The sequence below is a fragment of the Sulfurimicrobium lacus genome (genome assembly GCF_011764585.1).
Classification (GTDB): Bacteria; Pseudomonadota; Gammaproteobacteria; order Burkholderiales; family Sulfuricellaceae; genus Sulfurimicrobium; species Sulfurimicrobium lacus.
This window is the reverse complement of the sequence record NZ_AP022853.1, coordinates 3249613-3263809: the sequence shown is the minus strand read 5'-3', so window position 1 is coordinate 3263809 and position 14197 is coordinate 3249613. Positions and strand designations below refer to the sequence as shown.

Genomic DNA, 14197 nt, shown 5'->3' with positions numbered 1-14197 from the left:
CGTTATGAAACTGACAAATGACTCTGCGGTAGCGGTCCCGACAAAACAGTTCTTCGTGTCGATGCTGACGCGAGACATCAACTTGGCTGACGCAATACTGGACCTTGTCGACAACTGCCTTGATGGCGCGCTCCGTGTGGCTGACGGCAAAACGGTCGACTACAGCCGGCACTTCGTGAGAATTAACCTCACCGCCGATCACTTCTCTATTGCCGACAATTGCGGCGGAATTCCGCGCGAGGTGGCCAAAAACTATGCGTTCAAGATGGGGCGCGAGCCAGACGACGAACGCGACTCGGAAACCGAGACGATCGGCATGTATGGAGTAGGAATGAAGCGTGCCATCTTCAAGATAGGCCGCGAAGCGCTGGTGCGGACGCGTTATGCCGACGATACATTCGAGGTACCGATTTCCTCCGATTGGCTTGATGCCAAGAACTGGGATCCGCTTCCGATCAACGAACCAACCGAGGCAAGCGAGATGCTCGCTGAGCCGGGGACGACGATCCACGTTGGCACGCTATACGAGGGCGTCTCAAGGCACTTCGCCAACGAAGCGTTCGAGAACGAGCTGCGAACGGCTATTGCGGAGCATTTCACGATGTTCCTCCAGGCGGGTCTGAATGTGGAACTCAATGGTAAGTCTGTGGAACCCGTATACGTTGAGGTGCTCGTTTCACCTCGGAAGGACGGGCCAGCACCCTTCGTTTTCCAAAAGACGATTGATGGTGTGCTCGTCTCAATCACAGTTGGCTTGAATACCGGTCGTAGCCTTGGAGACGAAGACGACGATGACTCAACGTTTGAGCGAGACCGTTCGTCTTCGACTGCCGGCTGGACCGTCCTCTGCAATGATCGCGCGGTCATCGTCGGAGACAAGAGCCGGCTCACTGGGTGGGGTGATGGCATTCCCTTGTACCACCCGCAGTTTGCGATTATTACTGGCATCATTGAGTTTCGCTCCAAGCACGCCGACCAGCTTCCGGTTACCACGACCAAGCGAGCTCTCGACACTTCGTCCAACGTCTGGCTCGAATCCCTCGTCAAGATGAAAGAGGGCATGCGGATCTGGATCTCATACACAAATCAGTGGAAGAACCACCCTCGTTCAGATCAATCTGGCTATTGGAAGGACGCAACTCCCCTTTCTCTGAATAGGGCGATTGCAGCGGTCGTCGAGCGCGACACCGTCAAGAGGGCCGATACCCTGATTGAATTCAATCCGCAGAAGGCGAAGGTTCTCCCAGAACCGCAGGAAAAAACACCATCTTCGCGAAGGATTGTGTTCTCGCGCCCGATCGAGGAGGTGCGGCTCGTCTCGAAGATGTTGTTCGACACCGACGACGAGAAGCCTGGCATCGTCGGGGAGCGGTGCTTCGAACTTGTACTCACCAAGTCCAAGAAGCAAGGTGGATAAGTAATGAGCGCGGGTTCTTCTTTGCCATACCGACTCAGGCCAAACAAGGCCGTAGATCGGGAGCTTTTCCTATCTCTGCTGACGAGGCTGGCCGCCACGCTATCTCTGGAGAAATATCATTACGTAGGACTCGGTGGTCCATTCCTCGAAGATTTCAGGTTGGTGCACGCACGGCTGGGGATCAGCCGAATGACCTGCGTAGAGTCCGAGAGCGAGGTACATAAGCGTCAGATCTTCAACCGTCCCATAGCCTCAATCGAGTGTGTGCACTCGACACTGGAGAATTACCTCGACAATCACGAATTGGAGACGCCTACCATCGTGTGGTTTGATTTCACGGAACCCAAAGGCATCACGGCTCAGATTGAGCGCTTCTCGCAGACCGTCGGGGTCGTACCAATCGGGAGCCTACTTCGCGTGACTCTCAACGGTAATCCGGAGTCACTTGGAAGGCCGCAATCGGACGAGATCTCCGTTGAGATCGATGGAGAGGCATCTGGAGATCGTACACAAAAGCCCACGATCCATGAGTGGCGACTCGCTCGTTTCAAGAACCGACTCGGGGCGCTCTTCCCAAATAACCTGCCTGCCGATGGTATGACTCAAAAGAACTATGGCCAGAGTCTGCTCCGTGTACTCAAGCTCGCCGTCGATAAAGAGACTCTCAGCTTTCGCGACAGAAGGATAGTGTGGGCGCTTGCGACGCACTACAAGGACGGTCAGGCAATGGTGACAGCCGCGTTGGTTGTCTGCGCGCCTGACGACACGTCCGTTGAGCGGCTCGTAAAGGAGTGGGAATACCACTCCACGCCAGAGAACCCGCACCGTCTTGATCTACCAGCACTTTCGACGCTGGAGAGACTGACAATGGAGTCGAACGATGATGTGCAAGGAAAGCTGGGCTTTGAGCTACCGGCATCCGACATGGGCGTCGATCCATTCGCCGTCTTCAAGAGGTTTTATCGCATCTACCCGCACTTTTCGCGCGTGGAGCTTTAGGAACGGACATGACACCGAACACTGATGAGAAAAATTCGAATGCATGGATCACCATCGATCATGGTCTCGGCACTGACCACAGGCTTGCGCCCTACATCCTGGTTTTGAAGGGTGAGCGTTCTCTCTATCAGGCCACCGAGGAGGACGACTGGGTTCTGGTCCTGAGCCCCCTTGGTAGCATCACCCGTGTCGGGCGTGTGCTGCGGGTTCGTTCCGATCTCGAAACCACCACGCTCTATTTCGACCGACTGCTGTCGGTTACCGACCCCGTCTCGATCGGCCTCACTGCACTCACGCCACCGTCTTCGGGAAGTATTGGTCGGGTCCAGTGGACCGATTTCGTCGAAGCCCTGCCCAAGGCATTGCACAAGACCATCGCCGAAGTGCCGACGGTCGGTTCTGACGTCAGCTCACCTCGATATCAGCAGGAGCTCGCCTACATCCGCGAACTGCTGCAACTGGCGGTGATGGACGACTTGCTCGGCCCGGCTGGCGGACCCCACGAGCGCATCGTCGACATGGGCGTGCGGGACCGCTACCTGGTCGGAAAGCTGGCCCCACGCGAGGCTGCACAGGGGGGCATCGAGGGGCTCGAAGGGCCGCTGGCAAGCGACGAGGCCGAAGAGCCTACCGATCCGAAGGCTCCTGGTCAGCATGAACCCGGCGCGGAGTTCGGCACGGCAACGGGTCGTGTCGAGCCTGAATCCGACGCTGCCGATGAGATCGACGCGGCCAGCAATCAATCGCTGGTGCCGAGCAGCCTCGGCATGACATTTTGCGTGGACGGCGATGCCGAGCGGATCGAAGTCGAGGTACGTTGGGGGCGCTACGAGCGTAGTGACGAGCACGAGATCTTTCGTACCCGCAAGAACAAGGAGACCGGTGCCGAGGAGCAGTCAAAGGCCAAGGTCTGGCAGCGCATTCCCTGCGGCGGCAAACTGGTGCTACCGCTCAACGAAGGTGTGATCCCCCATCAGGCAGCAGACAAGGACTATCCCGAAGTGCGGGTGCAAGGCTCTATTCGTGCCAAGAGCGCGAATGGCGACCGCCTGGTGACGCTGTTTCTGGTCAATGCCCAGGAGGAACCCGACACCAATCGCGATTCCGCCTGGGTTTTTCAGCCGGAACTGATCGTGCGCTCGGAAGCTGAGACACCGAAGCGCGCAATCTTCCGTCGCCGTCCCGTTCTGGATTCGGACGGCATGGACCCGGAGCGCGAGTCGCTGGAGATGATCTACCGCAACCGGGTGGAGTTTGCTGTGGGCCATGGCGTTGCGGTCCACGCCGAATCGGCAGATGACGTGACGTTGGCCACTGAGGTGCGAACCTCCGTCATGCCGCAGTACGAGGTGCAGGTCACCGAGACGCCGGGGCTAGACCCTGCCGACCGGCCGGCGATGAAGGAAATGGTGAGCAGCGGACTGTTGGACATGCAGCGCCTTGCCAATCTGGACATCGATCCACTAGTCGATGCCCTGAATCTCCTGACCAAGGATTACGCCGAGTGGATCGACGAGCAGCGTGCTCGAGTAGGCGTAGACGTGCTCGGCTACGACGCGCAGTCGCAACAGGCGATGGATCGGTGCCAGGAGATCCACACGCGTCTGCAGCAGGGTATCGATACGCTCAAGAGCAACGAGAAAGCGCTGGCGGCCTTCCGATTCGCCAACCGGGCGATGGCGACTCAGCGCGTGCGAAGCCAGTACGCCCTCGAAATCCGGCGTGGCAAGGACGTCACCGTCGAGCAGTTCGACGTGCTGAAGAACCGCAGCTGGCGCCCGTTCCAGCTGGCCTTCCTGCTGCTTTCGATCCCTTCGCTGGCCGATCCTACGCACCCTGACCGCGTGCAACCAGTCGAAGCCTATGCCGACTTGCTCTGGTTCCCCACCGGCGGTGGCAAGACGGAGGCGTACCTGGGTGTGGCCGCCTTCACCATGGCCATTCGGCGCATGCAGGGCAACCTGGGCGGCTACGACGGATCGCGTGGTCTGGCCGTGATCATGCGATACACCCTGCGCCTACTGACGCTCCAGCAGTTCCAGCGTGCCACGGCGCTGATCTGTGCGATGGAGGTGCTTCGGCGCGAGGCGCTGGCCAAGGGTGACGAATCACTCGGCAGTGAGCCTTTCACCATCGGCTTGTGGGTGGGTAACAAGGTGACACCCGGCACGACCGAGGATAGCCATCGGGCCATCGAGGACATCCGCAACCCCGGCAAGTACAACGCAGGGGCCGCGTCTCCCGCACAGCTGACTAGTTGCCCCTGGTGTGGCTCGGAAGTCGCCCCAGGGCGCGATGTGGAGGTCGACAAGGTGCGCGGGCGCACCTTCGTCTACTGTGGCGACAAGAAGGGCCGCTGCGACTTCTCGAAGGGCAAGTCCAGCAAGCTCCCTCACGCGGGCATTCCTGTGCTCGTCGTGGACGAGGAGATATACCACCGCCCCCCGACGATGATGATCGCCACCGTAGACAAGTTCGCCATGATGGCGTGGCGGGGTCAGGTGCGCACGCTGTTTGGCCGTGTGGGGCAGGAATGCGAACGGCATGGATTGCTATGGCAAGGCGCAGACTGCAATGGCAACCACCAGGCCGGAAAGGGGCTCAGTGCCACCAAGGTCAAGAACATCAACCCGATCCGTCCGCCGGACCTGATCATCCAGGATGAGTTCCACCTGATCAGTGGACCGCTTGGCACTATGGTTGGCTTGTATGAGACGGCCGTGGACGAACTGTGCGGCTGGAAGCTCGGCGAACATATGGTCAAGCCGAAGATCATCGCGTCCACCGCCACGGTACGTAAGGCACGCGAGCAGGTGAACAACGTCTTCATGCGGCGCGTGTCGGTGTTCCCGCCACACGGACTGGACGTGGAAGACAACTACTTCTCAGTCCAGCGCCCGATCGAGGACAAACCGGGACGGCGTTATCTCGGTGTCTGTTCCCCGGGCAGTTCGCGACCTGCAATGCTGATCCGCGTCTACACGGCATTCCTGACCGCAGCTCAGGCCTTGTTTGACCGCTTCGGCGAGCCAGCAGATCCGTACATGACCATGGTCGGCTACTTCAACTCGCTGCGTGAGCTGGGCGGGATGAAACGATTGGCTGAGGACGATGTGCAGACGCGTTCCTACCGGGTGCAGATGAGCATGGTGGAGCGACCCGCACTGGCTCAACGCAGCGTCAGCAACATCCGCGAGCTGACGTCTCGAGTCTCCAGCCAGGACATCCCGAAGTATCTCGACAACCTCGAGGTGAAATTCAAGTCTGAGTTCGACGCTGCAGCCGGCAAGTACGTGACTAAGTGGCAGGAGGGAGATACCCGGGCGATCGATGTGGTGTTGGCCACCAACATGCTGTCAGTGGGTGTCGACGTCAATCGACTGGGGCTGATGGCTGTCAATGGCCAACCCAAGGGCACGGCAGAGTACATCCAGGCCACCAGCCGGGTGGGGCGTTCGTTCCCCGGCTTGGTTTGCACCGTGCTCACATGGGCTCGCCCCCGCGACCTCTCGCACTATGAGACATTCGAGCATTACCACGCCACCTTCTACAAGCATGTGGAAGCGCAATCGGTGACACCGTTCTCGCCCCGCGCCATGGACCGTGGTCTGACTGGCTCGTTGCTGAGCCTGATGCGCCTCGAGAATGATGTATTCAGCCCCAATGAGGGCGCGGGCAAGCTGGACAAATCAGACCAGAGCGAGATCACCGACGCAATTGATGTGCTGGTCAAACGGGCTTGGAACGTCAGCGAGCTGTCCAGTACTAAGAGCCTCGCCGAACAGGAGCTCAAGGAGCGTGCAGACGAGTGGGCCAAGGAAGTAAGCGTTCCAGGGCGAATACTTGCCTACGAAAAGCGAGGGGCGCAAGCCGCGACAACTAAAGCTCTAATCAGCTCGCCTGGTATTCACGCTTGGGATAATTGGACCGTGCCCATGTCAATGCGTGAGGTGGAGCCCGGTGTGCGCTTGATCATGAATACCAGCCACATCACGGACGACCACGATTGGAAGCCTCGTCCCGCGACGAAGGATGAGGATTGAACATGACGACGAGCAACAAAACTCCTGTCGGAGAAGTGAGACCCAGCCAGTTGCTCTGGACCTACGGGCCAGGGGCATTGATTGATCTGCCAAGCTTGTCCGTCGTGACGCTCGGCATAGATCGTTGGGAAAAGGACCGTTGCCAACCGATCCAGGAGGCCAGACTACTGGCCGCCGTCCGGAAGGTACTGGGTGCACAGGTCGAGAACCTACGAATGCCGCCGTTCCAGAAAAGCGAGCTCGTCGACGTCTGGTCGGCCGAGGCGAACATCGGTGTTCCCGTCCGGCCATTCCCGCGCTGGATGCGCTGCGTGAAATGCGGCCTGCTGTCCCCCTTCGATGCCGGACTGTTCGAGATCAAGGAGAACCGCTTTAGGCCAGAACGGACGCGGTTCGTCCATAAGGGTTGCCGAGGCTCGAAAGGCGATCAACCCGCCAAAGACGCCGATGCCGTACCGGCACGTTTCCTGTTGGCCTGTCGTGACGGTCACCTAGACGACTTTCCTTGGCACTACTTCGTCCACGGCGGCAACAGTTCGTGCAAGGGTACGCTGCGCTTCTTCGAGAGCGGTGCCTCGTTGCAGACGGAAAACCTGTGGGCAAAATGTGATGCGTGTGGCGCATCAAGAAGCATGGCTCACGCCTTCGGCAAGGCGGGAAAAGAGAATCTGCCAGGCTGTCGAGGACGCCATCCTCACCTCGATCACTTTGACAACGAATGTGACGAAGAGGCGCGAGCGGTTCTATTGGGCGCCACGAACAGTTGGTTCCCGATCACGCTCTCGGCGCTCGCGATTCCTCAGACCAAGGACCCAGTCAGTCAACTGGTGCAGGATGGCTGGGAGTTTTTCGATGAACTGGAATCCGAAGCTGAAGTGTCGGTGACGGTGAAGACCTTGAAGAAAACCGGGGCACTGCCTGGGATCGACAAATACCCGGCAGCGTCGATTTGGTTGGCCATCGAGGCACACCGCACCGGTGGCGGGCAGGAGGTCGTGGGCGAGGCCGACATCAAGGGCCCCGAGTGGAACGTGCTGACCGAGGCCAATCCGCCCACGGACTACCCGCACTTCATGAGCAAGAAGGTAGGTACGCCAGCGGCCTTCGAAAAGCAAATCAGCCGAGTGCTGCTTTTGGAGCGACTGCGCGAGGTCAATGCCTTGCTCGGTTTCACGCGCGTGGAGGCACCCGAAGAAACAGGTGACCCGAATGAACGGCCTCAGATGGCCAGCCTCTCACGAAGCAAGCCGGATTGGGTTCCCGCGAACCAAGTCCATGGAGAAGGCATCTTCATCCAGTTCGACGAACAGGCGCTCGTCGCCTGGGAGGCTCTGCCTGCGGTGAACAAGGTCGACCAGATGCTGCGTGGTGGCCACAGAGGATGGCGCAACTCGCGTCATCTCGACCCGGATGAGGGCTACCCCGGCATTCGTTACGCCATGCTCCACACGCTCTCACACCTGCTGATTCGCGAGCTGGCGCTGGAGTGCGGCTACAACGCTGCAAGCATTCGCGAGCGAATCTATGCCGACACCTCCGGCGAGAGTCCGCAGGCTGGCATCCTCATCTACACGGCAGCTGCGGACTCCGATGGGACGCTGGGGGGCCTCGTCGATCTCGGCAAACCTGAGAATCTGGGACGCCTGCTGGAGCAGGCCTTGAACCGCTCAAAGATATGCTCCTCGGATCCTCTCTGCTCCGAGCACGATCCTGAGAAAGATCGCTCCCTTCATGCTGCGGCATGCCACGCTTGTAGCTTGGTGGCCGAGACCTCCTGCGAGCGCGGCAATCGCTATCTGGATCGCTCATTGCTGGTTCCGACACTGGAACGTATCGACGCAGCTTTCTTCAAGGGCTTGTGACATGGATAAGCTCTTGGACGCTGTCGCAGCCGTGGTCTGTCTGGTCTCTCCGGAGAAGGTTCAGGCCATAGCCAACCGGGTTCGCCGAACCGACTCCAGCAAAGCAGTCGGTGCACTTTCGGGTGTGGTCGGCACGCCTGCAGCGGCTGGTATCGTGGATCAGCTCATCGATGCCTGGCAAGGAAGCACTGTTAGTGCCGATGAGCTTGCATCGATGCTGCTCGCTGCCGGCCATGTCTTTACCAAGGCCGCGAGTCAGCAATCCACGGAGCTCGTGTGGACGGGGCCGACGACGCCTTTCGTTTCGGCCCGTCGAACGGAGCAAGCTCTGTTGCAAGTCATCAACGCCGCTGAACAGACCTTGTTCATCACCAGTTTCGTGGCCTATGACGTCTCGACCATCGTCAAGGCACTGAATGCAGCCAGTGATCGCGGAGTGGTCATCTCCATGCTACTCGAGTTGTCCCAGGATCACGGTGGTAGCATTACTTTCGATGCGATAGGAAAGATGAGAACGCTGGTCCCAGCCGCAAGACTCTATTCCTGGCGTGACAAGGCCGATCCGTTCTCCGATGGGCGCGTACACGCCAAAGTCGCCGTTGCCGACGGCAGGATGTGTTTCATCACCAGCGCAAATCTGACTGGGCATGCCATGGAAAAAAACATGGAGGTTGGCGTACTGATTTCTGGTGGGCGCATCGCGAAGTTGCTTGATGACCATCTGCGGTCGCTGGTCGACACGAAAGTGGTTTCGCCAGCGTAAGTCCCATCTGTGGCCGATGAAGACATTCTGGCGACGGCACGATTCAGTCCCAAACGATTTCGCATCCAAGATATTCACGCAGCACGATCTTGATGGTCAGCCCGCAGGCTTGGTGAACCTGGAATCGGTAGTTGTTCTCTTGGACGACCAACCACCCTTCCGCGTGTAGATCCATGCCAGACACGAGTACTCGCTGCATCGCACGGCTTCCCACCTCTGGCCAGATCACGGGTGCTCCATGAGTCTCAAATGAAGAAAGTTCGTCTGCCGTCATCAGGCTCAAGGGCTTGATGACCAAGTGAGCGGGTTCTTCGAGCATTGGCTCATTCAGTTCGAATGCAGCATGGCAACGTGCCAGCTTGAGAATGACACGTTGGATTCGTTCGAATTCCGGGCTCCATATCGGTATGCCATCGACCTCCGACCGCGCATTTCGCAACCGAGCCAGCAGACTGGTATTGTCGTGGAGAATCCTCGCGATGGCATTGAACGCTTTGCGCCAAGGATGGCCGGCGGGCGGAGTCGATCGCGGGGGAGCCTGACGCTGCAAGGCGGCTTCGACATAGGCATCGACGGTCTTGTCGTCGGCGATGCGCGGCGGCAAGTCATGGCGGGCAAATACCTTGTAGGGTAGCAGCCGGCCCTGGTGGAGCAAGACCAGGGTGTCGTCGATGCCCTCGTCACAGACGGTGATCCGCGCCGCACGCAGGTGATAAGCCGGCGCCCCCTGGGTCTGGATCAGGTACTGCCGCCCCTGGTACTGGCACGACAGCGACTTTGGACAAGGTGCGTTGGTACTGCTCGCTGGTGGCCCAGCGCAGGGGTTCGGCCTCGATCTCCAGCGCCCGATGCGCGTCCTGTGTGCTCTTGGGCGTTTTGGCGAAGCGAGCGTTGTAGTGCTCGATGAAGCGTGGCAGCAAGGCATTGGCTGCGGCCACCGTGTCGATCCCGGCCAGCCGCAGCGCCTTGACCAGCCGGTCCTGGAGCGTCTGAAACGAACGTTCCACCCGTCCCTTGGCTTGCGGCGAGAGCGCCAGGATCGGTTCGATTCCCAACGCCCGTGCAGCTCGCTCGAATTGCGTCGGCGTCGGGTCCTCCGGGTCGTGCTTGGTGAAGATGCTGTGCCTGTCGCTGTAGAGCGCCGCCGGGCGCCCGAAGCGGGTCACGTAGGCGCGCAAGCCCAACAGATAGGCACGCGTCGTCTCGGCGGGCTCGAAGCGGGCGTACTGCAGCCGGCTGGTGGCATCGTCGATGAAGGCGATCAGCGTGCAGCGTGGCCCGCGCGCCTCCAGCCAGGCGTGCGGGCTGCCGTCGATCTGCACCAGTTCGCCGACACAGGAGCGGCGCTCGCGCAACTGGAACGGCCGCTTGCGGCGTTGCCGCTTCGGCGCCCATACGTCCGCCTCGATCATCCACTGCCGCAAGGTTTCGGTTGAGCGCGTAAAGCCGTGGAAGCTGCGCAGATACTCCGCCGCCAGTGTCGGCCCAAAATCCGCGTAATGGTTGCGCACACAGGCCATGACCGCGGTGCGCTCCACCTCCTCAATGCGTCGGTTGCTCGGCTGTCCTCGTCGCTTCGAGACCAGCCCCGCCGCTCCCTCTTCCCGATGGGCGCGCACCAGCCGTTTCACTTGGCGCAACGACAGCCCCAGCTGCTTGGCGGCTTCTCCTTGCTTGAGCCGTTTCTCCCGAACGGCTTCAACCACCTTCAGCCGATCCCGCTCTTTCCTGCTCATCGTCAAGTCTCCTTCCACCGCCTCGCTCCCCTCAAAAACCAAAAGGGGACATTTCTACTTTGGACAAAGGGGACATTACGACTTTGGCTTAACCCGAATATTTCACGAGAGTAGTTCGGCGGAATCGCCGTGAGGCGCGTTAATACTGGTGTCGAGACAGGATTAACGGAGTATTCCGCCGATGCCAAATTGTACGCGTAGGGAAATGGAGTTTGGGCGCCTGGGTCGTTGCACGATCGAGGCGAATTTCGAGGGCGGCGCGCTCAGTTCCGATGGGGGGCTGATGCTGTTGCGGCAAGTCGACCGGCGCATTGGATTGTCGCGGGCGGTAGCTGAAGCACTGCACGACCCACGGAATCAGGAGCGCATCACGCATGAAATGCGCGACCTGATCGCACAGCGCCTGTATGCCCTGTGCTGCGGCTATGAGGACCTGAACGACCACGCCACCTTGCGCAACGACCCACTGATGCAAACCGCGGTGGGCACGCGTGATGAACTGGGCAGCAGCCCGACCTTGTGTCGGCTGGAACAGCGGGCGACGCGATCCGATGTCGTAGCCCTGAACCGGGTACTGGTCGAGCAGTTCATTGCCAGCAAGGCTATCTGTCCGGAGGAACTGGTGCTGGATATCGATGCCTCGGACATTCCCTTGCACGGGGAACAGGAACAGACCGAGTTCCATGCCTACTACGACCACTACTGCTACCTGCCCCTGTATGTGTTCGCTGGCAAGGCCATGCTGGCCTGTGTCCTGCGCCGCAGCCGGATCGACGGCGCCAAGCATGCGACCGCCGTGATCAAGCTGATCGTGACCCGGTTGCGCCGGGCGTGGCCGGCGCTACGGATCATCGTGCGTGGGGATTCGGGCTTCTGCCGCCAGCGGCTGATCCGCTGGTGCGAACGCCATGGCGTCGGCTACGTCATCGGTATGGCAAGGAATGCTCGTCTGCATCGCCACGTGGCCCACTGGGAGCAGGCCATGGAACTGGCCTTCCACAACACCGGGACCAAGCAACGGATGATTGGCCAGTTCTCTTACGCCGCCAAGAGCTGGGATCGGGAGCGGCGCCTGATCACCCGCCTGGAGTTTGGCGCCCAAGGCACCAATCCGCGCTTCATCGTGACCAACCTCGACCGTCCTGCTGAGGAACTGTATGACGACCTCTACTGCCAGCGGGGCGAGGCCGAGAACCGGATCAAGGAAGCCCAACTGGACCTATTTGGCACGCGGGCCAGTTGCCACAAGTTCCTGGCAAACTGGCTGCGCATCCTGTTCTCGGCCTTGGCTTACACGCTGATGCAACGCCTGCGCGAGATCGCGCTGGCCGCCACTGATCTGGCGAAGGCCACCGCGGCGACGATTCGCGTCCGCCTGCTCAAGATCGGCGCGGCGGTGATTCGCAACACGCGCCGCATCCGCATCCTGCTGGCGTCGCACCATCCGCTACGCGATACCTACTTCATCGCCGCCAACGCCTTGGCGTCCCCATAGCGACAAACGAGTGCGTCCCCGACATGCTGATCTTCGGGGGTTGGGGGAAGTCCGTCTGAAATTCGCCCATTTGATCAAAACTTGATCAAATGCCGCCCCTGGGCTTGCGATCAACGCGTCCAGCATATCTACGCACCCAAGTCATAGGGCTGGTGAAATATCCGGGTTAACACGCTTTTGCAGTGTCTTGCGTGAGGCAGGCGAGTTGCATACACTGCGCCTTGGACGCTCTTGCTTCAACGCCGGATCTCCAGTTCCGAGGCCCATGCGCAGGCGTGGGCTTTCGCGTTTTCAGGGTTGCCTAAATCGCATCAGATACAACACGGCCCGCTCCTCTGCGTCAGATGACGTACGGGCGGGTTCTCTATTTCTGGAGCCCGTTCAGCGTTGCAGCACGAATTAGTGCCGGCTCCAGTGCCGTTCGCAGCACGGCCACGACATCCGGTAGCGCTTGTTGGGCCAGTTCGTTCTTCTTGAGAAACGCGTGCCACAGGGCTTGCCGTGTCGCGTCACCTGAAAACTCATCCGTCAGGCCGACCGGCAGCGAAGCCGGAACTGCCATGCCGCGCCGGATGAAGGTGGCCGCGATCGCGCCGGCCAAGGTTTCAGCATCCAGCGTTTCACGATCCAGCAGCACCAACAAATCGAGATAGTCCTTCAACCGGCTGTTGGTCATGCCCAGCAAAGCGATGGCATGCAACTTTTCTGCGATGACGGTGTAAACGGGATAGGTACGAAGTCGTGGTGCTGGCAGATCATTGATCAGTACTGGGTAGGTTGCGTCGACCGGCCCGGGCGTGACCGCATCGCCGAAACCGATATCGATCTGCGTCTTGCAGCGTGCCTTGGCGATTTCGCCGCTGATCAGTACCCGAGCACCGGCATAGCCGGCCTCCTTGCGGATTTCCTCGGCGGTGACCGATGCCGGATCGAAAACCATGCCATCGGCGACATTGACGCTGGCGATGTCCCGAAACGTCTGGGCAATGGAGTCCAAATCGCTGGGCCCGAAGCCGAGCAGGTCGGCATCGCGCGTCGGGCGATGGGGCATGTCGTACCAGAGGGTGAACAACAGCGCGCCCTTGAGTAGAAAACGGTCGGCGTGCTCCGATTGGCTCAGGCGGTAGAGGATGCGCTCCAGGGCGAAGCGAACCAGCACCTGATTGAAATCCACTCCCTGCGCCTTGGCGAGATTGAGCAGACGTGCCCGGACGGAGGCGGCGATGTCCTTGTTCATTCGATGGCCTCGAGGTAGGGGCGCATCACGTTGGCGACGCGACAGATCTTGGCGTAGCGCCAGAGCTCGTCGGCCGAAGCCTTCTTTTTTGCCCGGGCATCTTTTAGGGCTTCGAGCGCCACGTCCAGGCCGATCTTGTTGCGGTGCTTGAAGCAGTCGGCCACGGTCTTGGCTGCGCAGTAGACCCGCAGCTTGACTTGGTCGCGCTCGACCTCCTCGATCCCTGCCGAATAAGCCTCCCCGGCGAACTGCACCATCTTGACCGGCGGATAATCGATTTTCGGGGTGTGGCTGCCCCGAGGCATGGCGATCCAGATCTGGCGCGGCAGTTGGGTGGTCAGTTCATGGAATTGCAGGGCCGTGAGCAGGCAAAAAACCGCCTGTGGCACCTTGGTCGCGATGGCGACCAGGCTCTCGTTTTCGGAGCCAGGGCTTGGCAGGCGATAGAGGCCACGGCCGATTTTCTCGAGCTGGCCAGCGGTGCTCATGCGCGTCAGCACCACCCGAGGGATGCCCATGGCGTCCAGATCGATTGGGCGCAGCATCCCCTTCTGGGCAAGCAGATCGATAACGCGCTGGGTTTGAGTGGCTTCACGCATGGTTGGAAGTATGTTCCGTTTATTCGTCGAAAGCAAGTAAGTGACG

General features: G+C 60.1%; 10 protein-coding genes. 6 read left to right on the top strand and 4 right to left on the bottom strand.

The annotated features are described in order from the left end of the window. Positions 1-4 precede the first annotated feature (4 nt). Genes SKTS_RS15860 through drmC form a run of 5 tightly spaced genes read left to right on the top strand, consistent with a single transcriptional unit; the run spans position 5 to position 9084 of the window. Positions 5-1417 (top strand): ATP-binding protein, encoded by a 1413-nt coding sequence (locus SKTS_RS15860; protein ID WP_173067227.1) that lies wholly within the window; start codon positions 5-7, stop codon positions 1415-1417. A gap of 3 nt (positions 1418-1420) precedes the next feature. Next, positions 1421-2416, top strand: a complete 996-nt coding sequence (locus tag SKTS_RS15855; RefSeq protein WP_173067223.1) for an O-methyltransferase — start codon at positions 1421-1423, stop codon at positions 2414-2416. Between the two features lie 8 nt (positions 2417-2424). Then, a complete protein-coding gene (gene drmA, locus SKTS_RS15850) occupies positions 2425-6459 on the top strand; it encodes a DISARM system helicase DrmA (RefSeq protein WP_173067220.1) in 4035 nt (1344 codons plus the stop codon). 2 nt (positions 6460-6461) lie between these two features. Further along, the gene (gene drmB / locus SKTS_RS15845; protein ID WP_173067217.1) at positions 6462-8321 is read left to right on the top strand and encodes a DUF1998 domain-containing protein; all 1860 of its coding nucleotides are present in this window, start codon (positions 6462-6464) and stop codon (positions 8319-8321) included. A 1-nt stretch (position 8322) separates the two neighbouring features. After that, positions 8323-9084, top strand: a complete 762-nt coding sequence (drmC, locus tag SKTS_RS15840; protein WP_173067214.1) for a DISARM system phospholipase D-like protein DrmC — start codon at positions 8323-8325, stop codon at positions 9082-9084. 43 nt (positions 9085-9127) lie between these two features. Here the strand turns inward: drmC and SKTS_RS15835 are convergent, their stop codons facing one another. Together SKTS_RS15835 and SKTS_RS15830 are read right to left on the bottom strand one after the other, a co-directional pair. After that, positions 9128-9739: a hypothetical protein gene (locus SKTS_RS15835; protein WP_173067211.1), complete on the bottom strand. Its 612-nt coding sequence runs from the start codon at positions 9737-9739 to the stop codon at positions 9128-9130. A gap of 25 nt (positions 9740-9764) precedes the next feature. Beyond that, positions 9765-10820, bottom strand: coding sequence for an ISNCY family transposase (locus tag SKTS_RS15830; protein WP_173067208.1), 1056 nt, complete (start codon positions 10818-10820; stop codon positions 9765-9767). A gap of 181 nt (positions 10821-11001) precedes the next feature. On the opposite strand from SKTS_RS15830, the gene SKTS_RS15825 reads away from it, so the two are divergent. Further along, positions 11002-12315, top strand: coding sequence for an IS1380 family transposase (locus SKTS_RS15825; RefSeq protein ID WP_173067205.1), 1314 nt, complete (start codon positions 11002-11004; stop codon positions 12313-12315). Positions 12316-12679: 364 nt separating this feature from the next. Here SKTS_RS15825 and SKTS_RS15820 read toward each other — a convergent pair whose 3' ends face one another. Both SKTS_RS15820 and SKTS_RS15815 read right to left on the bottom strand, forming a co-directional pair. Continuing rightward, entirely contained in the window at positions 12680-13552 is an 873-nt protein-coding gene (locus SKTS_RS15820) for a nucleotidyl transferase AbiEii/AbiGii toxin family protein (protein WP_173067202.1), read from the bottom strand. Next, on the bottom strand, positions 13549-14151 hold the full coding sequence (locus SKTS_RS15815; RefSeq protein WP_173067199.1) for a type IV toxin-antitoxin system AbiEi family antitoxin domain-containing protein: 603 nt from the start codon (positions 14149-14151) through the stop codon (positions 13549-13551). The genes SKTS_RS15820 and SKTS_RS15815 overlap by 4 nt, the downstream gene beginning before the upstream one ends. Positions 14152-14197 lie beyond the last annotated feature (46 nt).

Bases quoted from the DNA above. Each gene is read 5' to 3' on its own strand.
- drmB (WP_173067217.1), top strand. From the start codon at position 6,462: ATGACGACGAGCAACAAAACTCCTGTCGGAGAAGTGAGACCCAGCCAG.
- SKTS_RS15825 (WP_173067205.1), top strand. From the start codon at position 11,002: ATGCCAAATTGTACGCGTAGGGAAATGGAGTTTGGGCGCCTGGGTCGT.
- drmC (WP_173067214.1), top strand. From the start codon at position 8,323: ATGGATAAGCTCTTGGACGCTGTCGCAGCCGTGGTCTGTCTGGTCTCT.
- SKTS_RS15860 (WP_173067227.1), top strand. From the start codon at position 5: ATGAAACTGACAAATGACTCTGCGGTAGCGGTCCCGACAAAACAGTTC.
- SKTS_RS15820 (WP_173067202.1), bottom strand. From the start codon at position 13,552: ATGAACAAGGACATCGCCGCCTCCGTCCGGGCACGTCTGCTCAATCTC.
- SKTS_RS15855 (WP_173067223.1), top strand. From the start codon at position 1,421: ATGAGCGCGGGTTCTTCTTTGCCATACCGACTCAGGCCAAACAAGGCC.
- SKTS_RS15815 (WP_173067199.1), bottom strand. From the start codon at position 14,151: ATGCGTGAAGCCACTCAAACCCAGCGCGTTATCGATCTGCTTGCCCAG.
- drmA (WP_173067220.1), top strand. From the start codon at position 2,425: ATGACACCGAACACTGATGAGAAAAATTCGAATGCATGGATCACCATC.
- SKTS_RS15830 (WP_173067208.1), bottom strand. From the start codon at position 10,820: ATGAGCAGGAAAGAGCGGGATCGGCTGAAGGTGGTTGAAGCCGTTCGG.